Source organism: Amycolatopsis sp. NPDC051716 (genome assembly GCF_040681595.1).
GTDB lineage: Bacteria > Actinomycetota > Actinomycetes > Mycobacteriales > Pseudonocardiaceae > Amycolatopsis.
This window is the reverse complement of sequence record NZ_JBFAZA010000043.1, coordinates 1-26,184: the sequence shown is the minus strand read 5'-3', so window position 1 is coordinate 26,184 and position 26,184 is coordinate 1. Positions and strand designations below refer to the sequence as shown.

Genomic DNA, 26,184 nt, shown 5'->3' with positions numbered 1-26,184 from the left:
GGACGGCTATCCGCCCAGGGCCAGCGCCACCGCGCCCAGCAGCGCCGCGTCCTGGTCGAAGCGGGCGGCCACCAGCTGCGGCGGGAACGGCACCGCGTGCGCGAGCCGGTCCGCCAGCGCCGGCAGCAGCACGTCCGCCGACCGCACGAGCCCGCCGCCGACCGCGATGCGCTCCGGGTCGAGGGCGATCGCCAGGTTGGCCACGTGCATCGACAGCTCGTCGAGCGCGGCCGTCACCAGCTCCTTGGCCTCGACGTTCTCCTTGGCCAGCGCGAACAACTCCCCGGCGGTGACCGGGCGGCCGAGCAGTTCGCTCGCCCGGCCGCCCAGCCCACGCCCACCGACGGCTTCCTCGAGCGGCGCCGCTCCGCTCGCGAAACCCTCGGTGTCCTGCGGCGAGAGCAGGTTGTACCCGATCTCGCCGGCAGCTCCGTTGGCGCCGGTCAGCAACCGGCCGCCGACCAGCACCGCGGCCGCGATGCCGGTGCCCAGGGAGAGGAACACCGCCGGGTCGGCCCCGGCCAGCGCGCCCCAGCGCCATTCCGCCAGCGCGGCCGCCTTCGCGTCCGTGCCCACCGCGATCGACACGCCGGGGAACTCGGCGGCCACCAGCTCGGCCAGGCGCAGCTGTTCCCACCCCGGCACGTTCGGCGCGAGCAGGATGCGGTCCGGCAGCACGATCCCCGGGCTGACGACGCCGATGCAGGCGGGCACCGCACCCTCGTCGGCCAGGAGGGCCCTGGCCGCGGCGAGCGCGCGCACCACCACCTGCTCGGCCCCCGCCTGCGCGTCGGTGTCCAGCCGGCGGGTCGCCAGCAGGGTGCCGTCGCGATCGGCGAGCCCCAGCGCCACCTTCGTGCCGCCGAAGTCGATCCCGAGAATCCGTTCCTCCGTCACGTGTGGGTCCCTCCCGTCCCCCGCACCACGATCCGGCCGGTGTTGAGCCCGTCGACGCTGATCACCGGCACCGTGCCGCGCAGGTCGGCCGCCTTGTACGTGACGGTCAGCGTCTGCGACTGGCCCGGCCACAGCGTGATGTCGTTGTCGTCCCAGGTCGCGTTCGCGAGCTGGTTGTCCCCCGGCGCTTCACGCCCGTCCGGCGTGCCGCGGCGGACGTCGGCCCGCAGGAAGAACGCTGCGCCCGGCGTCTTCGAGGTGTTGGTGACCGTCACCGTGGTGACGAGGTCACCGCCGCTCGCGCAGGTCGACGCCACCGCGCCGACCTGCGACCGCGGCAGGTTCTGCAGGGCCTGCAGGTTGCCGTACTGCGACAGGGTCGCCTGCGGGTTGCCGAGCGTCTTGGCCCAGTCGACGACGTCCTTCTGCGTCGAGAGCCAGTAGACGTTCCGGTCGACGACCTTCCCGCCGTGGGAGACCTGCAGCTCCACGAAGTAGACCCGCGCGGGGGCCGGCGCCTTCGTCTCGGCGGGCACCTTCGGCTTCAGGACGCCGGTCTTGACGCCCTGACTGCCGAGGCTCAGGCCGGTCACGGTCTGGTCGTCGAGCACCTTGCCGGCGGTGTCGAGCACCCGCGCCTGCACCGAAAGCCCGGACTGCGTGGCCGCGCCGAGGTTGTCGAGGGTGACGGACCCGTTGTCGTAGCCGTAGATCGCGTGCAGCGGCTTGTTCGCCTTCTGGGCGCCGAAGAACGCGCCCGCCTGGTCGCCGTCGTCGTTGTAGAGCGACCACAGCAGCGTCGGCCAGCCCTTGTTCAGCTGCCAGTAGACGACGCCGGTCGCCGGGTTGGCCTGGTCCGTCGAGTGGTGCAGGAACGCCTCGAACTGCGAACGGGTGTTCTCGTAGTTCGCGATGTTCGCCAGGTCCACATAGGACTTCAGCGAGTTCCACTTCCCGTACCGCTGCGCGATCGACTGGTCGAGGGTGTACAGCGTGCCGAAGGCGTAACCGCCGTGGTCCGGCTCGAAGTTGGCGTGGTACTGGTTGTACGCCGGGTCCTGCCACAGCTTGGCCTGCTCGGCCGGCGAGAGGAAGCGCTTGATCGAGTCGAGCGTCGGCACCGTGTGCCCGGCGCTCTGCTCGCTCGCGAAGCCCCAGGCGCCGCCCGCGTTGGTGCGGCTGGAGTCTTCGGGGTCGAAGTGCGAGCTGTCGTACCAGTACGTCGGCGGGACCCAGTCGTACGGACCCTCCTTCTCCCCGGACTGGCCGAGGGTCGGCGTGCTCTTGTACTCCGCCGAAGCGATCACCGGAACCTGGAAGTCCTCCTGCTCGAACGCGGTGAGGACGGCGTGCTCCTGGTTCGGGAACGGCTCGTTGTCGCTCCAGCCGTAGTTGAAGACGCTGGGGTGGTTGCGCTCGCGCTGCGCGATGCTCACCGACGAGTCGTGGATGATCCGCAGGTCCCGTTCGCCCAGCTGCTCGGCGGTGTCCGGCTGCCAGGCGTCACAGCACAGGAACCCGCCGATCACCAGCAGGCCCGCGCGGTCGGCTTGGTCGTAGAAGTCCTGCGGCATGTCGTGGCCCTCGAGCCGGACGCCGGACAGGCCCAGGTTCTTGATCAGCGCGATCTGGTGCGCGGTGTCGGCCTTGTCGTAGCGCAGGAACAGATCCGGGGCGAAGCCGCCGCCGCGGAACACGAAGTCCTTGCCGTTGACGGTGAACTGCCGCGCGCCCTCCGGCAGCGGCGCGGACTTCCCGACCAGGCGCGAGGTCACCGTGCGGATGCCGAAGGTGCTCTTCGACGACGTCGACAGCACGCCGTTCTGGGAGACGGCGGTGGTCAGCGTGTACAGCGGCTGGCCGCCCATCGAGTACGGGTACCAGACCTGCGGCTTCTCGATCTTCACCGGCGCGAACGCGACTGTCCGCTTGGTGTTCGCCGGGATGGTGACGCGCTGCTTGACGACGATCGGCGCACCGGAGGGCGCGGTGATCGTCGCGGCGACGTCCCCGCTCTGCGCCGTGGCCGCGTCGTTGGTGACGTCCACCTTGACCGTCAGCTTCGAGCTCGACAGGTCGGCCGCGTTGTCCTGCACGACGTGCGCGTTGTCGCCGGTGAGCGCGTCCCCCACCTGCAGGGTGGGCGGGAACTGGATGCCGGTGTCGTTGTCCGGCGGGATCTGGCCCCAGTCGACCTGGTCGAGGGTGTACATCTTCAGCGGGTCGTTCGGGTAGACCTTGATCGCCAGGGTGTTGCGGCCCGGCTTGACCAGCTTCGAGACGTCGAAGGTGTGCCCGGCGAACGCGCCGCTCACGATGTCCTTGGTGGCGACGAGCGTGCCGTTCACCCAGACGTCGCCCTCGCCGACGATGCCGGGGATGGTCAGCTTCGCGTGCTGGCCGGTTTTGAAGTCCGGGGCGAAGTCGGTGCGGTACCACCACGGGTCGGAGAACGGCTTCGTGACGACCGGGCCGAGCTTGTCGACGTACCCGAAGCACTTCCGCATGTTGTCCGAGTAGAAGGCGTCCGGGCACCGGCCGTTCTGGACCAGGGCGGTGATCTCGGTGCCGGGCGCGCCGGCGTCGTCCGGCTTCACCGGCAGCCAGCCGCGGGTGGCGTACCCGGGCGTGGAGACCTGGTCGCCGCCGTCCTTGACCTGCGCCGTGGTGAGGACCTGCCAGCCCTGCAGGCCGATCGTGGTGAGCCCGTGCGGTTTCGCGACGGCCTGGGTGTCCTGCGCGGCGGCGGGTCCCGCCACGCTCAGCACGCCGGGCACGAGGAGCAGCGCGGCGAGCACCGCGAGCTTCTTCGTCATGCCTGAACCCCTTCCGGTTCGGTGGCGAAGGCTTCCTTGATGTCCTTGGGCCCGAACGGCCAGGTGCGCTCGGCCTTGGCGTAGACGAGGTAGGCGATCGCGCCGATGGCGATCCAGCCGAGCGAAAGCCAGATGGACAGCCATTCGGCCGACTTGTAGATGTAGACCCAGCCGACGAGCGCGATGATCGTCGGCACCGGGTAGAGCCACTGCCGGTACGGCCGCCGCAGGTCCGGCTGCCGGCGGCGGAGCACGACGATCGCGGCGACCTGGGCCAGCGACTGGATGATGACCAGGGTCGCGACCGCCGCGTTGATCACCTCGGTCAGGGTGAACAGCGAGCCGACGATCGTGATGGCGCCCATGGTGAGCACGCCCGCGGTGGGCAGGTGCAGCTTCGGGTGCAGCTTGCCGAACACCGGCAGGAACACCTTGTCGCGCGCGGCTTCGAACGGCACGCGCGAGCCGCCGAGCAGCCCGGCGAACACGGACGCGATCGCCGCGATCACGATCAGCACGGTGATCGACTTGGCGACGCCGGTGCCCCACACCTGTTCCAGCACCGACGACGCGACCGACTTGGCCGTCTTCAGCTGCTCCAGCGGGATCGAGCCGAGCACCCCGACCTGCAGCAGGAAGTACAGGCCCATGATGCCGAGGATCGAGAAGATGATCGAGCGGGGCAGCGTGCGGCCCGGCTCCCGCACTTCGCCGCCGAGGTAGGCGGAGGTGTTGTAGCCGAGGTAGTCGTAGATCGCGATGATCAGGCCGGCGCCGAGACCGGTCCAGAACGCGCCTTGGCCGCCGAAGCTGAACGCGCCCGGGGTGAAGGCGAACGCCTGCGCCGCGCTGAAGTGCGAGAACGCCGCGACGACCGTGGTCAGCACGGCGACGAGCATGACCACGAACAGCACCGTCGTGAGCTTGGAGATCTGGCCGATCTTCCGGAACAGCGCCAGGATGATCAAGAGCGTGATGCCGACGCCGATGATCTTGCCCAGCGGGGTCGTGCCCGCGTCGTCGGTGACACCGGGGATCAGGTAGCCGAGGTACTGGACGAGCCCGATGATGCCGGTCGACATGATCAGCGGGATGAACAGCACCGCGCTCCACACGAACAGGAACGGCATCAGCCGTCCGGTGCGGTACTGGAACGCTTCGCGCAGGTAGAGGTACGTACCGCCGGCGCCCGGCATCGCGGCCCCGAGTTCGGCCCAGATCAGCCCGTCGGCCAGCGCGACGATCGCCCCGATGATCCAGCCGAACATCGCCTGCGGGCCACCCATGGTGGCGACCATGGTGGGGATCGTGACGAACGGGCCGATGCCGCACATCTGGGTCATGTTGATCGCGGTGGCCTGCAGCGGGCCGATCCGGCGTTCAAGGGCGGGCGGTTCCCCGGAACGAGTGGGTGAACTCACGACATGCCTCCGACTAGTAGTTAGTAAAGTTTCTTAACATAGAACGTCCCGGGCCGGAAGGGTTCGCGGATAAACTTGCGGCAACTCAGGAGGACGCGTGGGACGAAACGGGCCGCAGGTGGGGACTCCGGCACACATGCGGGCGCTGAACCAGCGCCTGGTGCTGGACCGGCTGCGCGCGCACGGGGAGGCGACGCGGCCCCGGATCGCCGCCGACACCGGGCTGTCGAAACCCACGGTGGGCCAGGCCCTGCTCGATCTCGAGCAGCACGGACTGGTCCGGACCACGGGGCGCAGCCTGGCCGGCCCGGGGCGCGCGGCGGTCGTCTACCAGGCCGCGCCGGACGCGGGGCACGTCGTCGGCGTCGACATCGGGCGGCGGGTGCTGCGGATCGCCGTCGCGGACCTGGAAGGCAGCATCGTCGCGCGGCTCGACGAGCCCAACCGGTGCCGGTCGGCGAGTGCGCTGGTGCGCACGGTCAGCGAATCCGTCGAACGCGCGGTCGCCTCGGCCGGGCTGAACCCGCACGAAGTCGTGTCGACGGTGGTCGGCACCCCCGGCGTCCCCGACCCGGCGACGGGCACGGTGCACCGCGCGCCCAACCTGCCGGGCTGGGAACGCCGCGGGTTGCTGCACGAGCTCGTCTCGGCGCTGGCCGCCCGAGGCTCGGACGTGGTGGTGGAGAACGACGCGAACCTGTGCGCGGTCGGCGAGCACGCCCTCGGCGCGGCGCTGGGCGTCGACGTGCTGGTGTGCCTGACCGTCGGCACCGGCATCGGGATGGGCCTGCTGGTCGACGGCAAGCTGTTCCGCGGCGCCCACGGCGCGGCGGGCGAGATCGCGGACCTGCCGCTCGGCGTGACGCCGTCGGGTGCGGGCGCCGGGACGCGCCGCCCCGGCCCGGTGGAGACGGCGGCGGCGGGCCAGGCGGTGCTGGCCGCGGCGCGGTCGCGGGGCCTGACGAAGGCGCGTTCGGCGAAGGACGTGTTCCGGCTGGCCCGGGCGGGCGATCCGCGGGCTCTCGCCGTGGTCGAGGAGGAGGCGGAGAAGCTGGCGTACGTGGTCGCGGCGGTGGCGGCGGTCCTGGACCCGCGCTTGATCGTGCTGGGCGGCGGCATCGGCGGCAACACGGACCTGCTGGCCGGACCGATGCGCCGAGCCCTCACCGCGACGACGCCGGTGGTGCCGGACATCGTGGCGGGCCAGCTGGGCGAGGACGCGGTCCTGGCGGGAGCGATCGCGACGGCCCTGGGCACGGCGCGCGAGCTGGTGTTCGACCGCCGCGGCCTGCGCCGCGCCGCCGGGGACGCCTGAGCGATCCGGACACCGGAAAGCGGGGCTCCTCCGCAAAGTCCGCTCGGCCACCTGCCTCTGTCCGCAGTGGACCAGGGCGGCCGTCCGCGCGGTGTGCACACCCCCTGCGTGCGCAGTCGGCTAGTCGGACGGTCCGCGCAGGGTGAGCACCACCCGCAGCACGTATTCCACCGCCGTCGGGAAGGCGGCGCCGCGCAGTTCGCCGCGGTCGGCGAGGTTGCGGGCGGCGAACTCCAGCTCCCGCTCCGGGCCGCCCCGGCGGACGACCAGCGCGGCGATCTCCTCGAAGTCGAGTTCGGGGTGATCCAGGCGCGTCAGGGCGAACTCGATCATCAGGTCCTCGGCTGTCACGTCCACCTCCTTCGCTGTCTCCAGCCTACGCGTGAGCGGCCTCACCAGGCTTACTGTACCGTCCAGACGGTATAGTAACGGCCATGACCACCACCTTGCCGACCTCCGCCCGGCCGTTGAGCCCCCGGCGCCGCTGGGCCGCGCTGGGTGTGCTCGCCGGCGCCGTGCTCCTGCTGGCGGTCGACGGCACCGTGCTGTACCTGGCCGTGCCGTCGCTCACCCGTGAACTCGCGCCGACCGCCACCGAAATCCTCTGGATCGGCGACGTCTACTCCCTCGCCCTGGCCGGGCTGCTGGTCACGGCCGGGAACCTCGCCGACCGGTTCGGGCGCAAGAAGGTGCTGCTGATCGGGACCGCGGCGTTCGGGCTCGCCTCCGCGCTGGCCGCCTTCTCCCCCACCGCGAGCGTCCTCATCGTCGCGCGGCTGCTGCTCGGCGTCGCCGGCGCGACGATCATGCCCTCGACGCTGTCGCTCATCCGGACGCTGTTCGCCGACCCGCGCGAGCGCACCCGCGCCATCGCCATCTGGTCGGCCGGGTCGGGTGGCGGCATCGCGCTGGGCCCGCTGGTCGGCGGGATGCTGCTCGAGCACTACTGGTGGGGCTCGGTGTTCCTGATCAACGTGCCGATCGTCGTCGCCTTCCTGATCGCGGGTGCGTGGCTGCTGCCCGAATCCCGGGATCCGGCGCCGGGCCGGTTCGACCTGCTCTCGGCCGGGCTGTCGCTGGCCGCGATCGTGCTGCTGGTCTACGCGGTCAAGCACGCCGTCAGCACGGGTTTCGACGCACCGATGGGCGTTGCCGCCGGGCTCGGGCTGGTGTCCGGTGTCCTCTTCGTCCGCCGCCAGCGGCGGGCCGCGGCGCCCTTGATCGACGTCACGCTGTTCCGCAATGGCGCCTTCAGCGGCGCGGTCCTGGCGAACTTCATCGCGGTCTTCGCGCTGATGGGCCTGCTGTTCTTCTTCTCGCAGTACCTGCAGCTCGTCCGCGGCTTCTCGCCGCTGCAGGCGGGGTTCGCGGAGATGCCCGCGACACTCGCGTCGATCGCCGTCGTGGCCGCCGTCGGCGTGGTCGCCGGGCGGCTCGGGCGGGGCCGGGCCATCGCGGCGGGCCTGGCGGTCGCCGCGCTGGGCCTCGCGCTGGTCGCGGTCGCCGAACGGGCGCCGCAGTACTGGTGGCTGGGCTTGACGCTGGTGCCGGTCGGGCTCGGCGTCGGGCTGGCGCTGACGCTGACCGTCGACTCGGTGCTCTCCGCGGTCCCGCGGGACAAGGCTGGCTCGGCGTCGGCGATCTCCGAGACGGCCTACGAACTCGGGGCGGCGCTGGGCATCGCGATCCTCGGCTCGGTGGTGAACCTGGTCTACCGCGCGTTCCTGCCCGCCGGCCCGGTGCCCGGCGAGGTCCGCGACTCGCTCGCCGGAGCCGCGAGCGTCCTGGACCCGGGTTCCGAACTGGCCCGGGCCGCCCGCGAAGCCTTCACCGGCGCCATGCAGGTGACGTCCCTCGCGGCGGCCGCCGTCACCGCCGCCGCCGCGCTGATCGCCTGGCGTACCATTCCGTCCATTCCGTCCGGAAAGGACTGAGCATGCCTCGCAAAGCCGGGCGCGGCCCGGAGGAAACGCGCCGGGCCCTGCTCGACGCCGCCGCGCAGGTCATCCGCACCCGCGGTGTCTCGGCCTCCCTCGACGACATCGCCCGGGCGGCCGGCGTGTCGAAAGGCGGGCTGCTGTACCACTTCCCGGCCAAGGACGCGCTGGTGCGCACGCTCGCCCAGGACCTGCTGGAGGCGTTCCGCACCGAGGTGCGGGCCGCGCTCGACCCGGCCGACACCGCCCCGGGCCGGCTGACGCGCGCATACGTCCGCGCGTCGCTGGACACCTCCTACGACGAGGTCGCGGTCCGCGAGACCATCGCCCTGATCGCCCAGCTGATCTCCATCCCCGAGATCGCCGAGCTCGCCCGCGCGGACGCGGAGCGGTGGGAGCGCGAACTCCGCGAAGACGGCCTCCCGGCCGACGTCGTCACCCTGGTGGTCGCGGCGGCCGACGGCGCGAGCACGGCGCCGTTGTGGGGCGCGGGCATCGACGTGGCCGCCGCGCGGAAGCTGGAGCAGCAGCTCCTCGCCCTGACCCGGAGCGCCTGACCGGCCGCTGTCAACAGACTTTGGTGTTGGGAAATCACCACTTTCCGCGCCCTACGTTAGTCGGCTCCGGTGAAGGTGTCTTCCGGGTAAATTCTCGACAGCGCGCGCAATTCCGGCAAATCCCCGTCCCCCCACGAGGAGTCTTCCGATGTCGAGGAAGTTCGCCCTGGCCGGCGCTGTCGCGCTCGCCTTGACCGTGACCCCGCTCGCCGCGGGTACCGCGTCGGCCGCCACCGAGCAGCAGGCCGCCGTCACCACGGTCTACTACAGCACCGCCAGCGCACCGACGTTCCGTTCGGTGATCAACGCCGGTGCCGCCAACTGGAACCGCAGCGTCACCAACGTCCGGCTCGTCGAGCGCAACTCCGGCGCCAGCCTGCGCTACACCGAGGGCAACGACCCCCGCGGCTCCTACGCCTCGACCAACGGGCACGGCAGCGGCACCATCTTCATCGACTACACCCAGGCCCGCCAGTACAACCCCACCCGGATCGCGGCGCACGAGACCGGGCACGCCCTCGGGCTGCCCGACCACTACTCGGGCCCGTGCTCCGAGCTGATGTCGGGTGGCGGCCCCGGCCCGTCCTGCACGAACGCGGTGCCCAACAGCGCCGAGCGCAGCCGGGTCAACTCGCTGTGGGCCAACGGCCTCGTCGCGGCCAACGCCGAGCGGGTCTACGAAACCGTCTACGGCTTCTGAGCAGGTGAGTTGTGGCCCGGGCCGGGTGCCCGGGCCACAGCCCTGTCCGGGTCGATCTCGGTGATCATCCCGATGTGGCGCACCCGGGCCGTGAATACGGTCAACGGATGCGAAAACCCCCACTTGTCGCCGGCCTCGCCGGCGTACTGCTCCTGACCGCGCTCCCCGCCTCCGCGGCCGCGGCCACCCCGCTCGCGTTGCCCGCCCCCACCGGGGCGTACACCGTCGGCAGCGTCGATCTGCACCTCGTCGACCACGCGCGACCCGATCCTCGGGTCGCCGGGACGACCCGCGAACTCATGGTGACCGTCCGGTACCCCGCGCGATCCGGCGGCGGCCCGAAAACGCCCTACCTGGCACCGGAAGCCGCCAAGCTGATCGCCGAGGACGACGCACGGACGCTCGGGATCGCCGCCGACCGGCTCGATTACACCTTCGCCACGCACGCCCGCACCGGCGTTCCCGCGGCCGGTGGGCGGCGGCCGGTCGTGCTCTATTCACCCAGCGCCAAGTACCCGCGCTCGGTCGGCACGGCGCAGCTGGAGCAGCTCGCGAGCGAGGGCTACGTGACGGTGGCGATCGACCATACGCACGAGCCCGCGGCGGTGGAGTTCCCCGGCGGCCGCGTCGAACGGCGGGTGCTGCCCTCCGGCCCCGACACCGGCCGGCAGCTGATCGCCACCCGCGTGGCGGACACCCGGTTCGTCCTCGACGCTCTGGAAATCCTGGCCCACGGCGGAAATCCGGACGCCGAGCACCGCCCGCTCCCGGCCGGGCTGACGCCGGACGTCTCCCGCATCGGCATGTTCGGCCACTCCGCGGGCGGGTTCACCACCGGCGAGACGATGGTGTCGGACGCCCGCCTCGACGCCGGGGCCGACCTCGACGGCAGCATGGCGTACTCCCAGTCGGCCCGCGAGTACGGCCGCGCCGCCGACGAAGGCCTCGACCAGCCATTCCTGCTGCTGAGCGCGGGCAACCACAGCGCGGCCTCCGACCCGTCGTGGCAGGCGTTCCTCGCCCACCAGCGCGGCCCCGTCCGGACCCGGCACCTGCCGGACGGCGAACACTTCAGCTACACCGACTACCAGACGCTCCTCCCCCGCCTCGGCCTCGACCCGGCGTCGCTCGCGCCGTTCATCGGAACCGTCGACCCGGACCGGAGCACCGCCGGCCAGCGGGCGGCCCTCGGCGCATTCTTCGACCGGTATCTCAAACGCAGGTAATCCATTCACCGCAGCACCGGATAGCCGATTCCCCGAAACCGGGAATCGGCTGTTCTTTCTGTTCATCCGGCCATTTCCGGCGTACCGTCGCAGGCTCCGGGTTTCTCTCCTTCTGGTCGATGTGAGGGCACAATGCGGCGATCACCCTGGCTGGCAGCGGCAATTCTGCTGACCGGTCTCTTCGTGGCGGCACCCGCGCGGGCGGCGACCACGTTCAGCAGCACGATGGTGAACCAGGGCAGCGGGAACTGCGCCGAGGTGCCCGACGGTTCGAGTGCGGTGCAGCTCGTCCAGCGCGGTTGTTCGGCCGCGGCGAATCAGAGTTTCACCTTCACCCCTTACCAGAACAGCGCCGACGTCTACACCATCGCGACGATGACCGCGGGCAGCTGCGTCGACATTTTCGGCGCGTCCACCGCCGACAACGCGACCGTCATCCAATACGCCTGTCATTCCGGCACGAACCAGCAATTCCGGCTGCAGCCCCAGGGCACGAGCACGTTCACCGTCGTTTCGGTCGGCTCCGGGAAGTGCCTTTCCCCGGCGGCGAGCGGAGCCGGGCTCGTGCAGCTGCCGTGCACGACGGCGGCGAGCGGCGTCTGGCGGATCGCCGCCGGAACGAGCGCGGCCACCTTCACCAACCCGCTGAGCCAGCACGGCCCCGACCCGTGGCTGCAGTACTACAACGGCTACTACTACCTGGCCACGACGACGTGGAACTCGACCATCACCATGCGCAAGTCCCGCACGCTGGGCGGCCTGGCTTCCGCGCCGGACACGGTCGTCTTCACCCTGACCCGGCCGAACGGCGCCGGGACGATGTGGGCGCCCGAATTCCACCTGCTCACCGGGCCGAACGGGCCGCACTGGTACCTGTACTACGTCGCCGGCCGGGAACCCTACGACCTCGGGACCCAGCGCATCCACGTGCTCGAAAGCGCCGGCACCGACCCGATGGGGCCCTACAGCTTCAAGGCCGACCTGCTCGACCCCACCCAGGACAACACCTGGGAGCTGGACCCGAGCATCCTGCAGCTCGACGGGAAGCTGTACCTGCTGGGCACGTTCTACAACGGCTCCCAGCCGAACTTCATCCGGCCGCTGTCGAACCCGTGGACGGCGAGCGGGACGCGGCACACCCTGTCGTCGCCGGCGTACGGCTGGGAGACCGTGGGCGGCGCGGTCAACGAAGGCGCCGAAGTCCTGCAGCGCAACGGCAAGACGTTCATCGTGTTCTCCGCCAGTCACTGCTCCACTCCCGACTACAAGCTCGGCATCCTGACCTACAACGGCGGCGACCCGCTGCAGCAGTCGTCGTGGGTCAAGTCCGCGCAGCCGGTCTTCCAGCGCAGCGACCGGAATTCGGTGTTCGGGCCCGGCCACAACGGGTTCTTCAAGTCCCCGGACGGCACCGAGGACTGGATCGTCTACCACGCCAACGACTCCGTGAACGGCGGCTGCGACCTGAACCGCACCACCCGCGCCCAGAAGTTCACCTGGAACGCCGACGGCACGCCGAACTTCGGCACCCCGGCCGCCCTGGGCACCCGGCTCCCGGTCCCTTCCGGCGAACCCGCGCAGTGAGGCGGTGAAGGCCACCTCCGGGGGCACCCCGAGGTGGCCTTCACGGCTCCTCAGCCGACGGCGATCCGGTCGATGTCCGGCGCCCAGCCCGACGGATTGCCGAGCCGGATCGTGTTCGCGCCCGCGGCCAGCGTCAGCGTCACCTGCACCGACCCGACGGTGTCCCAGCCACCCGTGCCGGGCGTGGCGACCGGAACCGCAGCGCCACCGTTGACACTCACCGTCAACGACCGGGCCTCACCCGAAGCGTAGAAGATCGTCACCGGATGCGCGCCCGCCGTAGCGGTCACCTCGGTGAACTGCAGGTAGTTCGCGGAACCACCGCCGACATAGCCGACCAGTGCGCCGCCGGAAGCACCGGAGGAGCTCCGCACCGCCGCCTGCCCGGCCAGCGTCCCCGCCTCGGCCTCGTACGAAGACCCCGGCGAAGTCCCGCCGTCCTGGGCGCGCCACGCGTCGTTGGCGTGCAGGACCGAGAACGTCATCGACGGGCAGTCGAACCGGCTCCCGGCCGGCGGGGCGGCGAGCGAGGAGTTCGCCGGGCTCGCCGGCACCCACGCGCCACCCTGCTGGACCTTGATGTCGGTCGCCTCGATCGTCTTGCCCGCCAGGTCCCGGCAGTAGTACCCGGCGCCCGTCGACGGGTTCACCGTCGTGTAGATCTCGAAGAAGTCCCAGCTGGAGCCGGGGATGTCCTTCGCCCCGGTGCTGGTGTAGAAGACGTCCCACGCGCCGGTGACGTAGTTGCGCAGGTACACGGTCCACGTGTTCGCCGTGGCCGACGTCCGGTGTTCGTCCATCGTGTAGACGCGGCGGCCGTTCACCACGGTGGTGTAGGTGGCCCGGAACGCCGCGTCCATGTCGACGATTTTGCCGATGGTGTCGCGCCCGCCGCACCAGTCCCACGCCCACAGCTTGGGCCCGCTCGGCGTGTACGCCGTGGTCAGCTCGAGGCACGCGTTGCCGGGCGGCAGCGCGGTCGGCGCGTAGACGTAGTCGCCGCCGGTCGTGGTGACGTCCAGCACCGTGTGGGTCGCCTGCAGGCCGGTGCTCGCGGTGTCGTCGAAGAAGGTGCCCCACGCGTCGTGCAGGTCGGCCGCCCGCGCGGTCCGGGCCTCGGTCAGCGCCCGGAAGTGGACGGCGGCCTCACCCGCCGCCCGCTCGGCCGCGGGACCGGTGAGGCCCGGCACCACTCCCCCGGCGGCCGAGGCACCGTCCACGAACGACAACAGGAGTACGGGGATGAGCAGGAGTGTCCGCATCGCTCTCACCCCACGACGATCCGGTCGAGGTCCGGAGCCCAGCCCGACGGATTGCCGAGCCGGATCGTGTTCGCGCCCGCGGCGAACGTCAGCGTCACCTGCACCGAACCCACCGTGTCCCAGCCACCCGTGCCGGGTGTGGCGACCGAGACCGCCGCACCGCCGTTGACGCTCACCGTCAGCGACCGCGCCTCCCCCGAGGCGTAGAAGATCGTCACCGGATGCGCGCCCGCCGTGGCGGTCACCCCGGAGAACTGCAGGTAGTTCGCCGCACCACCCCCGACGTAACCCACCAGAGCACCGCCCGACGCACCGGAGGAACTCCGCACCGCGGCCTGCCCGGCCAGGGTGCCCGCCTCGGCCTCGTACGACGTCCCGGTGGGCAGCGACCCGGTCAGCCGCCAGTACACCGTGTACCGCTGGTGGTGGGTGGCGTAGAACGGCAGCAGGGTGACCGCGCCCGTGCTCGCCGTCCCGGTGAAGCGCAGCGGGTTCGCGGGATCCTGTTTCACCGTCGCCGTCTGCAACGTCGGCAGCGCGCCGAGGTCCGTCGAGCCGTACTGGCCCGCGAGGACGATCGGGCCGTACTTCACCGCGCCGACGCCCGAGTCGTCGTTGGTTCGCGGGAACGTCAGCGACGCCGGGACCGACACGTCGACCACGTCCCCGGCCGCCCACGTCCGGTCGATCGTGAAGTACGACCCCGGTGCCGGGCTGCCCTGGGCGACGCCGTTGACCTTCACCACCGCCCCCGCCGTCCAGCGAGGAATCCGGAGTTTCAGCGCGATGTGCCCGGACCCGCCGATCGTCAGCTTCGTCCCGGACGACGCCGGGAAGGTCGTGTCCTGCCGGACGGTGAGCCCGCGGCCCGGCCAGGTCAGCACGGACGCGATGAACAGGTTGACGTACAGCGTTTCGCCGCTGAAGAAGTAGATGCTGTCGGCGAACTTGGTCTGCGACTCCATGCCGGTGCCGTGGTCGCAGGTGAAGTCGTCGTAGTCGTTGGCGTAGGTCTTGATCCCGCCGGCGCGCAACGGCGTGTAATACGTGACGAACCCGTGGCTGGAGCTCGGGTCCTGCTCGCCGAGGATCTGGTTGAACAGCGCCAGCTCGTAGTAGTCCATGTACTCGGGCACCGGATTGGTGAAGAACAGCTGCCGGGTCAGCTTGAGCATGTTGTAGGTGTTGCAGACTTCGCACGTGGTGTCCGACAGCCGGCTCGCGATCGCGTCGGGCGTCTGGAAGTACTCGCCGTCGGAGTTGCCGCCGATCACGTACGAGTGGTGGTCGAGCACGATCCGCCAGAAGTTCACCGCGATGTCGCGGTACCGGGTCGTGCCGGTGGCGTGGTACTCGCGGATCGCGCCGATGATCTTGGGGATCTGGGTGTTGGCGTGGAACCCCGGCAGCCGGTCCTGGTTCGCCGCCAGGGGGTCGAGGATCTGGGCGTGGTCGAACCGCTGGGCCGTGGCGAGATGACCAGGATCACCGGTCACCTGGTACAGATTGGTCAGGACCTCGGGCATCCCGCCGAATTCCGTGCGCAGTGCGGCCTGCATCTGCGTGACCGACAGCGGATCGGTGCGGGTCTTCGTCCAGGCCGCCTTGCGCAGCAGGACGTCGAGGGCCTGCTGGTTGCCGGCCAGGAGGTACTGGTCGAGCAGCCCAGCCATGATCTTGTGCAGCGTGTAGTAGGGCGCCCAGACCGACTGGCCGCTCTCCAGCCGGTCGAAGAAGTTCTCCGGGAACGCCGAGAGGTAGCCGGCGTGGAAGCCGCGTCCCGGCGCCGCCGCCTGGCACGCGGCCAGGGCGTTGACGAGGTAGTCGCCCTTGGTCTTGTACGCGGTGTCGCCGGTGTTGGCGTACGCCTGGGCCAGCCCGGACAGCAGGTGGCCGGTCGAATGGCCGCGCAGTTCCGTGCTGGGGCTTTCCCAGCCGCCGCAGGGCTGGGCCGAGCTGGCCAGGCCGGCGTTCGTCCGGAACGTGTGCAGCAGGCGGTCGGCGTCGACGAACCGGAAGTACGCCAGCTGCCGGTTCATGTTGTCGAGGAACGGCCCGGCCTGCAGTCGCACCGCGCCCAGCGGGAACGGGAACACCGAGACACCGATGTCGGGACGGGCCGCGGCCGCGGCGGTGCCGGCGAAGGCCGGGGCGAGTGCGGCACTCGCGGAGAGGGCGCCCACGGCTTTGAGCAGCAGGCGGCGGTCGAAGGTGGGTTCGCGCATCATCGTGCCTTTCCGAGTGCGCGGCCGGTCGTGAGTGGTATAGCGGGTTCTAACCCGCCATACCACTCACGACAGCCGCGGCAGGCTCAGCTCGCGAGGGTGATGGTCACCGTGGTCGCGCTCGCGGTGACCGTGTGCGTGGCGGCGTCGTAGCTCCCGCCGCTGACCGAGTTCACGCCGGTGGAGAGGAACACCGGCAGCTGGATGGCGACCGCGCCGCCCGGCAGGGTGCCCGACAGCGTCACCGTGACGACGCGGGCGCCGCTCGAGCCGCTCACCACGAGGGAAACCCCGTAGGTGGACCGGCTGCCCGAAGCCACGTCGTAGGTGTTGGTCAGGTTGCCGACCGAGATCGTCTGGCCGGGGGTGAGCCAGGCGTTCGGCACCCCGCGGCCGATGTAGAGCGGCCGGGTGAACGTGTACGGCCCGGAGCCGCTCGCCGCCAGGCCCTCCGCCACCAGCGACTCCAGCAGGCCCTGCTGCTGCCCGGCGATCGGCCAGGCGTACGGGCACGCGCCGAACTGCGGGCCGGCGTGGCTGCCGATCCACGGGTTGGCCGTGCTCGGCCCGCTGCCGTTGGCCTCCCACCAGGCGTTCGGGCCGCCGGTGGTGGTCTTGAGCTGCCAGGCGTAGCTGGTGATCGGCAGGTCGCGGTAGTTGTTGGAGAACAGCCCGTCGGAGGAGTACGACGTGTTGTACGCCGTCGAGTACCCGGTGAACGCCCCGAAGGTCGGGAACGGGTAGCCGTTCGCCGACAGCCGGTTGAAGCCCCACTGGTACATCCGGTCGATCTGGCCGGGGTCGCCCATGATGCCGGTCAGTGCGCCGCCGGAGAGCATCGTCGACCACTGGTTCTGCCCGACCCACCCGGGCGAGGCCCAGTTGGCGTCGTTGAAGGTGTTGCAGCGGTTGGCGCTGTTGGGCTTGTCGACCTCACAGGGCAGGTAGTTGAAGCCGTTCGCGGACTGGTTGCGGCCCACGACGGTGTTCAACGCGTTCAGCAGCGAGGTGTAGGCGGTGTTCGCCCACGTCGCTTCGGCGGTTTGGCCGATCTTGGTCGCGATGTACTTGTAGGACGCCAGCATCTGCAACGCCGAGAAGTTGCTGAACAGCCAGCGCCCGGTGGAGTCGTTGTCGAAGTTGGTCTGCAGCGTCCCGTCCGACGCGAGCTGGGCGGGGTACTTCACCCGGGCGATGGTGCGGAGGCTGGGCCCCCACGAGCCGGTGTCGTTGAAGTACTGGCTGACGAACGCGGTGTCGTTCGTCTTCGCCAGGTACGTCGCCCAGGAGCCCATCGTCTTCCAGACGCCGTCCCAGTACCAGTTGGCGCCGACCTCGTCCCAGTTGTCCTGCTGGGAGATCCGGGCGGTGAGCAGCAGGTTACGCGCGTCCCGGAAGTCGCCGGTCTGGAACTTCGCGGTCAGCTCGCCGGGGACGTCGTGGTTGAGGATCCAGTTGTAGTTGTTGGCGCCGGAGAACTGCGCCTTGCCCACCTGCATGATCAGGTTGTAGACGGTGCCCGCCTTGTAGGCGTTCGTCATCGCGGTACCCGGGTTCGCCAGGCCACCGGTGTTGGGCAGGGTCGTGTTCGGCAGGCTGAAAGTGTTCGTCTCGGCCAGCCGGGAGTTCCAGTACGACGTCATCTGGCCGTAGGCCGTGTCGAAGTTCGGTGCGTTCGAGGACAGCGTGGTGCCGGTCGGCAGCGCGACCCCGCTGCCGAAGTTGTCCACGGCCACCACGAAGTCGTGGTTGCTGGTCTGCCCGGCCGCGACGGTGTCCAGTGTGGACGGAGTCAGCCGGACGAGACCCGGGCCGGAACCACCCGGCGGGACGGTCACCGAGCCGGAGCCGTTGTTCTTGATGGACACCCGCGTGTAGACGAGCATGACCGCGGAGCCGTTGATGGTCACCTTGTCGGCGAAATTCTTGATGGTGATCCCGACGTTCCCGGAGGTGCGGGACGTCGTCATCGCCGGCAGGTAGCCGTTGTCCTCGGTCCACTGCACCGACTGCGCACCCGGGTTGCCGCCGTAGGTGTAGGCGCTGAACGAGTACATCCCGCCGCACAGGCCGTTGTACGTCGTGTTCACGCCGCGGGCGAAGAACGAGCCGGACAGGTAGCTGAAGACCGGCCAGTAGTTGCCGTCCCAGCCGATCGCCGTCGTGTTCTGGAAGCCCTGGCCGTAGGGGTCGTTCGGCGTCTGGAAGTTCGTGCCGTACGACCGCGGCAGCCCGGAGTTCTTGCACGCGTTCGGCGCGAGGTTCGGGATGCCCTGGTAGGCGTCGGACGTGCCGGGGGTGTAGCCCGGCACGCGCCAGGCGCTCGCGCTCGAACACGGCAGCTGGACGAGCGCGTTGTTCGCCGGGGTGACGCACTTGCCCGAGCTGACGGCCACGACGTTGACCGTGTTCGTGCCGACGGACTGCAGGCGGAACTGCTGGTTGGTCTCCCCGTGGCAGGCGTACTGGATCACCGCGGCGTTGTCCGAAGTGGACGCACCGTAGATGTCGACGCAGCTGCCGACGGTGAACGTGCCGATGGTGTAGGCGTCGCCGGACACCGGGGTGAACGTGTACGACTGCCCGGCCCCGGAGGTGCAGGCCGTCTGGGTCAGCTGGACGGCGCTGTCGCCGTTGGGCACGGTGGCGCACTGACCGCTCGAGGAGTTGACCATCGTGCTGGTGAACGTGGCCGCGGCGTGCGCCGGGACCACCACTGCGAAGCCGGCCGCCAAGAGGGCAGCGGCGAGCAAAGCCGGACGTCTCATCGGGTTCTCCGATTTCGGAAGGTGCAGCGGGTTCGGAAGGTTCAGGAGAGGAACGAGCCGTACGGGCCGGTGAGGATCCCGTTCTTCTGGCTCTGGCTGAAGTGGGTGTTCGGGTAGTCGTAGAACGACGCCGACATCGGCGTCCCGTCGGTCGAGGTGGAGTCCGGCAGGCCGAAGGCGTGGCCGAGTTCGTGCACCATGCCGCCGTACCAGCGGTTCATCGGGCCGTTGATCCCGGCCGCGCCGTCGGCGTCGTGCTGGCAGAGGATCACCCAGCCGTTGCCGCCACCGCCGCCCGCGCCCTGGCCCTCGGCGATGACCTCGCCGACGTTGATCCACCGGCTGTCGCCGTCCCGGACGCCGAAGCGGCGCACCAGCTCCTGCTGCATGTTGAACACGGCCCACCAGTAGCGCTCGCCGCCGTTGGGCGTGTTCTCGTACCAGCTCTTCACGTGCTCGCCGGTGACGACCTGGACGACGGGCTCGGTGAGCCGGAACGTCTTGCCCAGCTCCTGCCGGTAGTACCGCTGCGCTTCCCGCATCACGTTCGCGATGCCGTCCGGGTAGCGCTGGTCGAAGGGCACGTCGGACGGCCGCAGCAGCCACACCCGCACGGTCTTCTCCGGCGGGTTCTGCGGATCTCCGCCGCCGGACTGGTAACCGGGCAGCCGCCACGCGGCGGCCGTGCCGCAGGCCAGCTGGACGAGCAGCGCGTTCACCGCCGTGACGCACTTGCCCGAGCCGACCGCGACCAGCGTGAAAGCGCTTCCCGTAGCCTGGAGGCGAAACTGCTGGTTCGTCCCGGAGTGGCAGCCGTACTGGATCACCGCGGCATTGTCCGAAGTGGACGCGCCGGAGATGTCCACGCAGCTGCCGGAGGTGAAGGTGCCGATGGTGTAGACGTCACCGGACACCGGGGTGAACGTGTACGACTGGCCGGCGCCGGAAGTGCAACTCGACCGGGTCAGCTGCACCGCGCTGCCGCCGTTGGGCACAGTGGCACACTGACCGCTCGCCGAGTCGACCACCGTGCTGGTGAACGTGGTGGCCGCCAGGGCGCTGCTCGCGGACAGCACCGAGAGCAGGCCGGCCACGAGGCAGAGCACCACGGAGGCAGCCAGCCGCGTCACGCCACGGTTGGGCCGAGATACCACAGGACGCGTCATCGGGTCCTCGCAATCTTCGGTTTTGTGAGCGTTAACATTTGTCGGCTGGGTGCGCTCCCGGGTGCCGATCAGGGGTGGTGGCTATTCGGTGGCGAGCGGGAGCCAGACCCGCATCGGGCCGGGTTCCCGGTTGCCCCACAGGAAATAGGGGACGGCGGTCAGCTCGACCGGCTCGCCGGGCGCGGTGCTCCCGGCGCCGTACAGCTCGCTCGACGCGGGCACCTCGACCCGGCCGCGCGCGGCGAGGGCTACCGGTACGTCGGGCAGCGACGCGTCCGAAAACGGCGCCGCCGGGTCGATCCGCACGTCCTCGAGGGTGACGCCGTCCGGCAGATCGGCCTGCTCCACGCAATAGACGAGCGGCCCGCGCGTAACCGCGACACAGCCGCGCACGGCGTCGATCCGCGGGTGCGGGCGGACGACACGGGCGGGCATCGGCAGGTCGAGGGTCACCGTGGTGCCGCCCGTCCAGTCGCGCCGCACCTCCGCGTAGCCGTCGCGGACCTCGGCGGGGACGCCGTCGATCAGAGCGCCCTCGGCCCAGCCGGGGACGCGCAGGGACAGCATGACCGGCGCCGGAGCCGTCACGGTCAGCTCGACCCGGCCGTCCCACGGGTACCGCGTACGGGTCTCGATCCGGACGTCGTGACCGTCCACAGTGGTCTGGATCGTCCCGGCCGCGTACAGGTGCACCTGCAGGCCACCGGGATCGGTGGTCGCCGCGTAACCGGACAGCGAGGCGACCAGCCGGGCCAGGTTGGGCGGGCAGCACGCGCACGAGTACCACGGCAGGCGCTGCGAGGGCGCGTCTTCGTGCGAGCCGTCGTGGCCGGTCCGCAGGTGCAGCGGGTTGGCGTAGAAGAAGTGCGTGCCGTCGAGCGCGGTCGACCCGGCGATCGCGTTGTACAGCGCGCGTTCCATCTCGTCGGCGTACTTGCCCTCACCGGTGGCCAGCAGCAGCCGCCAGTTCCACTGGAAGCTCGCGATCGCGGCGCAGGTCTCGCCGTAGGCCCGGTCGGGCGGCAGCTCGTACGGGTCGCCGAACGCCTCGTCGCGGTGGCGGGAGCCGTGGGCGCCGGTGAGGTAGGTCTTGGCGCCGAACGCGTCCGCCCACAGGCGGCGGGCCGCTTCCAGCAGGGTGTCGTCCCGGGTTTCGACGGCGACGTCCACGACGCCGGCCAGCAGGTAGAGCTGGCGCACGACGTGCCCGGCGACCTCGTCGGCCTCGCGGACCGGGACGTGGTCCTGCAGGTACCGCGAGCCGAACCGCTCGCCGTCGAGCAGGCCGCGTCCTCGCAGGTCGAGGAAGCGCAGCGCCAGGTCGAGGTACGGCCGGTGCCCGGTCACCCGGTACAGCTCCACCAGCGCCGTCTCGATCTCCGGGTGCCCGTCGACGTCGTCGACGCTGCCGAACCGCTCCACGATCAGGTCCGCGAAGCGGCGGGCGACGGTGACGAGCTGGGCCCCGACCCCGGCCCGGGCAGCCGCGACGGCGGCCTGGATCAGGTGGCCCGCGCAGTACAGCTCGTGGCTCCAGTGCAGCTCCCGCCACTTCAGGTCCGGTTTGTCGACGCTGAAGTAGGAGTTCAGGTAGCCGTCGTCCTCCTGGGCCTTGGCCACCAGAGCCGCGGTGGAGTCGAGGAACGCGCGCAGCTCGGCGTCGCCGGGGTCGCGGCCGAGCTGCCAGGCGGCGGCTTCGAGCGTCTTGTAGACGTCGGAGTCGGAGAACCACATGTTGCGGCGGTCGCCGTCGACCTCGCCGGTGACGCGGCGGAGGTTGTCCAGCGCGCCCGCCGTGTCCAGCCGCTCGACGCAGTGCGGCAGGGTCCGGGTCGCGTTGCGGGCCTGCCACTCGCCGAGCAGGCTGTCCGGCGCGAAGGCGGCGGCGCCGAGGAAGAGCGGCCGCAGCGCCGACTTCGCAGTGGCCGTGGGGTGGACGGGCCCGAGGATGCGTTCGGTCATCGAGTGCTCCTTCTCAGCCCTTGAGGGCTCCCGAGGTGAAGCCGCGGACGTAGTAGCGCTGCAGGACGAGGAAGACCGCCACGCACGGCAGGGCGGAGACCACCACTCCCGCTTGCAGGGCCCCGAAGTCGACCGAGCCGAGGCTGCCGGACTGGAGGTTGAACAGCGCGACCGGCAGGGTGAACTTCTCGCCGTCGGTGAGGAAGATCAGCGGGGCGACGAACTCGTTCCAGGCCGCCAGGAACGAGAACAGCGCCACGGTGACCACGCCGGGGAGGACGCCACGCAGCAGCACCCTCCGCAGCGCGCCGCCGATCGAACAGCCGTCGATCAGCGCTGCCTCTTCCAGTTCCACCGGCAGCGCTTCGAAGGAGTTGCGCATCATGAACAGGCCGAACGGCAGCTGCAGCACGGCCATCACCAGACCCAGGCCGAGCAGGGAGTTCTGCAGGCCGAGCCAGCCGAGCAGGATGTAGAGCGGGACCAGGATCGTCGTGTAGGGCACCATCAGGATGGCCAGGGTGACCAGGAACAGCAGCGTGCGCCCGGGGAAGGCGAGCCGGGCCATCGCGTAGCCGCCGAGCGTGGTCGCCAGCACCGTGACGGTCACCGCGACCAGCGCGACCACGGTCGTGTTGACCAGGTAGGTGCCCAGGCCACTGCCGTAGTCCGCGAGCCGCCGGTAGTTGTCGGTCCCGGAGTCCCCGGCTTCCCGCCCGCTGAGCGACGAGTAGAGCGTCCACAGCAGCGGCAGCAGGAACAACACGGCCAGGGCGGCGCTCGTGACGTGCGGACCCGCGGCCCGGAGCCGGTTCACTTCCCCTCCCGGCGGATCAGGCGCAGCTGGGCGACGTTGAGGACGATGAGGACGGCGAGCGTGGCCACCGAAACCGCGGCCGCGCGCCCGAGGTCCTGGGACAGGAACGCCTCGCGGTAGATGTCGATGACGACCGTGGCCGTGTCGTGGCGGCCGCCGGTCAGGATGAAGAACTGGTCGAACGCCAGCAGCGAGCCGGTCAGCGAAAGCACCATCGCCAGCGCCAGGGTCGGCCGCAGCAGCGGCAGCGTGACGCGCCACAGGATCTGCCACCGGTTCGCGCCGTCGATGCGCGCGGCCTCGTACAACGCCGGGTCGATGCCCTGCAGGCCGGTCATCAGGATCAGCATGTAGAACCCGGCGAACCGCCAGGTGATCATCCCGGCCGTCGAGCCGAGCGCGCCGCCGCCGGAGCCGAGCCAGTCCACCCGGCCGAACCCGAGGAAGTCCACGAGGTGGTTCAGCGCCGAGGAGTCGGTGTTGAACAGGCCGTAGAACAGCAGGCTCGTCGACGCCAGGCCGACGGCACTGGGCAGGAAGAAGACCGTGCGGGCGAAGCCGGTGCCACGCCGGTCGTGCTGCACCAGCAGCGCCAGCCCGAACGCGACGAGGCTGAGCACCACGGTCGTGACCAGCGTGTACTTCAGCGTGAACCAGACCGCGCGCAGGAAGAGCGGGTCGCTCAGCGCGTCGTAGTTCTTGACGCCGTTGGGATAGGACGCGCCGACCAGGGGCCAGTGGCTGACCGACATCCACAGCATCAGCCCGAGCGGGATGACGAAGAAGACGGCGACCAGCACGGCCATCGGAGTGGCGTAGGCGATCCCCAGCCGGCGGCGGCCCCGGGCGATCGAGCCGCGGCGGCGGGGTGCCGGCGCCGGGGTCTCCGGCGCCGACACCCGCGGGGGAAGCAGCGACACCATGATCAGCTGCCGCCGGAGAGGGACTCGGTGACGGCCGTGTTGTGCTGCTTGAGGATCGCTCCGGCGTCACCGCTGCCGAAGACCGCGTCGATCACCGTCGCCGTCCACGGCCCGTTCGTGTCGTTGAACGTCTTGCCGAAGTTGACCGAGATCGGCGTCTGGCCCTGGCTCGCGAGCCGGTTGAACACCCCGAGCCGCGGATCCTGCTTGGCGTGGGTGTTGTCCGCGAGATCGGACCGGACGGTGATGTTCTTGTTCTTCGCGACGACGTCGACCTGCGCCTGGTCCGACAGCGTCCAGGCGATGAAGTCCCACGCGGCCGCGGCGTGCGTGCTGTTGCCGCCGATGCCGAGCACGTCCCCGCCGACGAACGACGAGCTGCCGCCGGTCAGGCCCGGGATCGGGGCCACGCCGACCTGCAGGTCCGGCCCCTCCTTCATGCCCTGCAACGCGGTCGCGCCCATCGGCTGGATGCCGATCTTGCCGTCGAGGAAGGACTGCGTCCAGGTGGGCCCGGACTCGTTCTTCGCCGACGCCGGCACGACGCCGTCGGCGTAGAGCTGCCGCAGCCACGAATAGACCTTCGCCGCCTGGGGGCTGTCGAGCGTGGCGGCGGTGCCCTGGTCGTTGAGCACGGTCCCGCCGGAGGCCCAGATCATCGGCCAGCTGGTGAACAGCTGGCAGCCCGGGCAGGCACCGCCGAAGAAGTAGCCCTTGGTGTCGCCGCCGAGCGCGGCGATCTTGCGCGCGTCGGCCGCCATTTCGTCCAAGGTGGACGGTGGCTTCTCCGGGTCGAGACCGGCCCGGGTGAAGAGGACCTTGTTGTAGAACACCGCGGACAGGTCGATGTCGTGCGGCACGGCGTAGTGCTTGCCGCCGGCGGTGGCCGCCTTCATGTGGGCCGCGGCGAGGCTGCCGCTGAACGGCAGCTGCGTCACGCGGGCGGTGAGGTCGAGGAACAGGCCCTTGGCCGCGTAGTCGGGCGCGTAGACGACGTCGGCCGCGAGGAGGTCCGGCAGCTGCTTCGCGCCCGCGGCCGTGCCGACCTTCTGCTGGTAGGAGTCGGCCGGGAAGACGGTCAGCTTGACCTTGTTCTTGTGGCTCGCGTTGTAGGCGTCGATCAGCGTCTGGCTGAAGGTCGCCGTCGGGGACCGGGTCCACATGGTGATCGTGGTGCCGTCGTCCACGCTCGCGGTGTCCCCCGCGGCCGCCCCGGACGGCCCGCTCTGGCAGGCCGCGAGGACGAGGACGCCGGCGACGGCGACGGCGGCACGCCCCCACCGTGCCTTGGTTCGGTTGTGCGAAGTCATCGACTCTCTCCTATCGGGAGGCCGCCGCCTGCGGTGTCGAAGAAGAACCGGGAAACTTTCAGAAACCGGTTTCCGACTCAAGCTAGGGCCGATCGATCAGCCCGTCAAGGGGCCGTTTGCCGTACAGGGCGGAGGTTGCGTTGGGTCGCTGCCCTCGGCGGAGGTACTGTGCCACCATGCCCCCGCGGAAACTTTCGGAAACTCCCGGCGCCGTTGCGAAGCCGGCCACGATCAGCGAGGTCGCCCTGCTGGCGGGTGTCTCGGTCGGCACCGCGTCGAAGGCCCTCAACGGCCGCGGGTCGCTGCGCGCGGAGACCCGGCAGCGGGTGCTGTCGGCGGCCGAGCAGCTGGGGTTCCAGCCGAACCGCGCCGCCGTGTCCCTCAACTCCGGGCGCACCTACACCGTCGGCATGATCACCACCGACACGATCGGCCGGTTCAGCATCCCGCTGATGATGGGTGCCGAGGACGCCCTCGGCGCCGGGGAGATGTCGGTCTTCCTCTGCGACGCCCGCGACGACCCGATCCGCGAGCAGTACTACCTGCGCACGCTGCTGTCCCGCCGGGTCGACGGCATCATCGTCACCGGCCGCCGGACCCAGGCCCGCCCGCCGATCGGCGCGGACCTGCCGATCCCGGTCGTGTACGCCTTCATCAGCTCGACCGACCCGAACGACTGTTCCGTCGTACCGGACGAAGCCGGCGGGGCGCGCAAGGCCGTCGAGCACCTCCTGGCCACCGGACGGCGCCGGATCGCCCACATCACCGGCCCGGAGCGGCACCACTCGGCGACCGTGCGCGCGGCGGCCGCCGCCGGGCGGCTCGCCGAAGCCGGGCTCGAGCCGGCCGCGGCCCCGATGTTCGGCGAGTGGAGCGAGGCCTGGGGCCGCCAGGCGATCCGGATGCTGCTCGGCGCCGACACCCCGTTCGACGCCGTCTTCTGCGGCAGCGATCAGATCGCCCGCGGTGCCGCGGACGCGCTGCGGGCGGCCGGCCGCCGCGTGCCGGGTGACGTCGCCCTAATCGGCTTCGACAACTGGGACGTCATGGCGCTGGGCTGCCAGCCGCCGCTGACCAGCGTCGACATGGAGCTGGAGGCGCTCGGGCGGACCGCCGCCGACCGCCTGCTGGCGGCGATCAACGGCGAGCCCTCCCCCGGCCGGCACACCCGGCCGTGCCGGCTGGTGATCCGGGAGTCGACCGCCTAGTGTCGCGCGTCCGAAGTTCAGTGACAGCGGCCCGGTCCCCGAGCGCCCCAATGTGGCCTTGGTTGCGTTGAACGCACCCAAGGCGGCCTT

At 70.7% G+C, this 26,184-nt stretch carries 19 protein-coding genes; 7 read left to right on the top strand and 12 right to left on the bottom strand.

Features of this window, described 5'->3' with window-relative positions; all coding sequences use genetic code 11:
- Positions 1–6 precede the first annotated feature (6 nt).
- From AB0M30_RS40285 to AB0M30_RS40275, 3 genes are read right to left on the bottom strand one after another with little or no spacing between them, the layout of a single operon-like run.
- Positions 7–897: an ROK family protein gene (locus tag AB0M30_RS40285; protein ID WP_103335905.1), complete on the bottom strand. Its 891-nt coding sequence runs from the start codon at positions 895–897 to the stop codon at positions 7–9.
- Positions 894–3,713: a beta-mannosidase gene (locus AB0M30_RS40280; RefSeq protein ID WP_364595652.1), complete on the bottom strand. Its 2,820-nt coding sequence runs from the start codon at positions 3,711–3,713 to the stop codon at positions 894–896. The genes AB0M30_RS40285 and AB0M30_RS40280 overlap by 4 nt, the downstream gene beginning before the upstream one ends.
- Positions 3,710–5,134 (bottom strand): APC family permease, encoded by a 1,425-nt coding sequence (locus AB0M30_RS40275; protein WP_364595649.1) that lies wholly within the window; start codon positions 5,132–5,134, stop codon positions 3,710–3,712. The genes AB0M30_RS40280 and AB0M30_RS40275 overlap by 4 nt, the downstream gene beginning before the upstream one ends.
- 136 nt (positions 5,135–5,270) lie before the next feature.
- Here AB0M30_RS40275 and AB0M30_RS40270 point away from each other — a divergent pair, with 136 nt between their 5' ends.
- Positions 5,271–6,449, top strand: coding sequence for an ROK family protein (locus tag AB0M30_RS40270; RefSeq protein ID WP_364595775.1), 1,179 nt, complete (start codon positions 5,271–5,273; stop codon positions 6,447–6,449).
- A gap of 120 nt (positions 6,450–6,569) precedes the next feature.
- Here the strand turns inward: AB0M30_RS40270 and AB0M30_RS40265 are convergent, their stop codons facing one another.
- Positions 6,570–6,800, bottom strand: a complete 231-nt coding sequence (locus AB0M30_RS40265) for a hypothetical protein (protein WP_199191081.1) — start codon at positions 6,798–6,800, stop codon at positions 6,570–6,572.
- Positions 6,801–6,883: 83 nt separating this feature from the next.
- On the opposite strand from AB0M30_RS40265, the gene AB0M30_RS40260 reads away from it, so the two are divergent.
- The 5 genes from AB0M30_RS40260 (at position 6,884) to AB0M30_RS40240 (ending at position 12,453) form a co-directional block, all read left to right on the top strand.
- Positions 6,884–8,383 (top strand): MFS transporter, encoded by a 1,500-nt coding sequence (locus AB0M30_RS40260; protein ID WP_364595646.1) that lies wholly within the window; start codon positions 6,884–6,886, stop codon positions 8,381–8,383.
- Positions 8,384–8,385: 2 nt separating this feature from the next.
- A complete protein-coding gene (locus AB0M30_RS40255) occupies positions 8,386–8,943 on the top strand; it encodes a TetR family transcriptional regulator (RefSeq protein ID WP_364595643.1) in 558 nt (185 codons plus the stop codon).
- Between the two features lie 148 nt (positions 8,944–9,091).
- A complete protein-coding gene (locus AB0M30_RS40250) occupies positions 9,092–9,643 on the top strand; it encodes a snapalysin family zinc-dependent metalloprotease (RefSeq protein WP_103335895.1) in 552 nt (183 codons plus the stop codon).
- Between the two features lie 107 nt (positions 9,644–9,750).
- Positions 9,751–10,869: an alpha/beta hydrolase gene (locus AB0M30_RS40245; protein WP_364595640.1), complete on the top strand. Its 1,119-nt coding sequence runs from the start codon at positions 9,751–9,753 to the stop codon at positions 10,867–10,869.
- Between the two features lie 132 nt (positions 10,870–11,001).
- Positions 11,002–12,453: a family 43 glycosylhydrolase gene (locus tag AB0M30_RS40240; RefSeq protein WP_364595637.1), complete on the top strand. Its 1,452-nt coding sequence runs from the start codon at positions 11,002–11,004 to the stop codon at positions 12,451–12,453.
- 50 nt (positions 12,454–12,503) lie between these two features.
- Here the strand turns inward: AB0M30_RS40240 and AB0M30_RS40235 are convergent, their stop codons facing one another.
- The 8 genes from AB0M30_RS40235 to AB0M30_RS40200 all read right to left on the bottom strand — a co-directional run bounded on the left by AB0M30_RS40235 (position 12,504) and on the right by AB0M30_RS40200 (position 24,886).
- Positions 12,504–13,715: a hypothetical protein gene (locus tag AB0M30_RS40235; RefSeq protein ID WP_364595634.1), complete on the bottom strand. Its 1,212-nt coding sequence runs from the start codon at positions 13,713–13,715 to the stop codon at positions 12,504–12,506.
- Between the two features lie 5 nt (positions 13,716–13,720).
- Positions 13,721–15,940, bottom strand: a complete 2,220-nt coding sequence (locus tag AB0M30_RS40230) for a beta-L-arabinofuranosidase domain-containing protein (protein ID WP_364595631.1) — start codon at positions 15,938–15,940, stop codon at positions 13,721–13,723.
- Positions 15,941–16,026: 86 nt separating this feature from the next.
- Positions 16,027–18,708 carry an RICIN domain-containing protein gene (locus AB0M30_RS40225; protein WP_364595628.1) on the bottom strand — a complete coding sequence of 894 codons (2,682 nt, stop codon included), beginning with the start codon at positions 18,706–18,708 and terminating at the stop codon, positions 16,027–16,029.
- 41 nt (positions 18,709–18,749) lie between these two features.
- A complete protein-coding gene (locus tag AB0M30_RS40220) occupies positions 18,750–19,838 on the bottom strand; it encodes an RICIN domain-containing protein (protein WP_364595625.1) in 1,089 nt (362 codons plus the stop codon).
- A gap of 117 nt (positions 19,839–19,955) precedes the next feature.
- Positions 19,956–21,836 carry a beta-L-arabinofuranosidase domain-containing protein gene (locus tag AB0M30_RS40215; RefSeq protein WP_364595622.1) on the bottom strand — a complete coding sequence of 627 codons (1,881 nt, stop codon included), beginning with the start codon at positions 21,834–21,836 and terminating at the stop codon, positions 19,956–19,958.
- A 13-nt stretch (positions 21,837–21,849) separates the two neighbouring features.
- The gene (locus AB0M30_RS40210) at positions 21,850–22,653 is read right to left on the bottom strand and encodes a carbohydrate ABC transporter permease (protein WP_364595619.1); all 804 of its coding nucleotides are present in this window, start codon (positions 22,651–22,653) and stop codon (positions 21,850–21,852) included.
- The gene (locus AB0M30_RS40205) at positions 22,650–23,576 is read right to left on the bottom strand and encodes a sugar ABC transporter permease (protein WP_364595616.1); all 927 of its coding nucleotides are present in this window, start codon (positions 23,574–23,576) and stop codon (positions 22,650–22,652) included. The genes AB0M30_RS40210 and AB0M30_RS40205 overlap by 4 nt, the downstream gene beginning before the upstream one ends.
- A gap of 2 nt (positions 23,577–23,578) precedes the next feature.
- A complete protein-coding gene (locus tag AB0M30_RS40200; protein ID WP_364595613.1) occupies positions 23,579–24,886 on the bottom strand; it encodes a sugar ABC transporter substrate-binding protein in 1,308 nt (435 codons plus the stop codon).
- A gap of 176 nt (positions 24,887–25,062) precedes the next feature.
- Here AB0M30_RS40200 and AB0M30_RS40195 point away from each other — a divergent pair, with 176 nt between their 5' ends.
- Positions 25,063–26,094, top strand: coding sequence for a LacI family DNA-binding transcriptional regulator (locus tag AB0M30_RS40195; protein WP_364595610.1), 1,032 nt, complete (start codon positions 25,063–25,065; stop codon positions 26,092–26,094).
- Positions 26,095–26,184 lie beyond the last annotated feature (90 nt).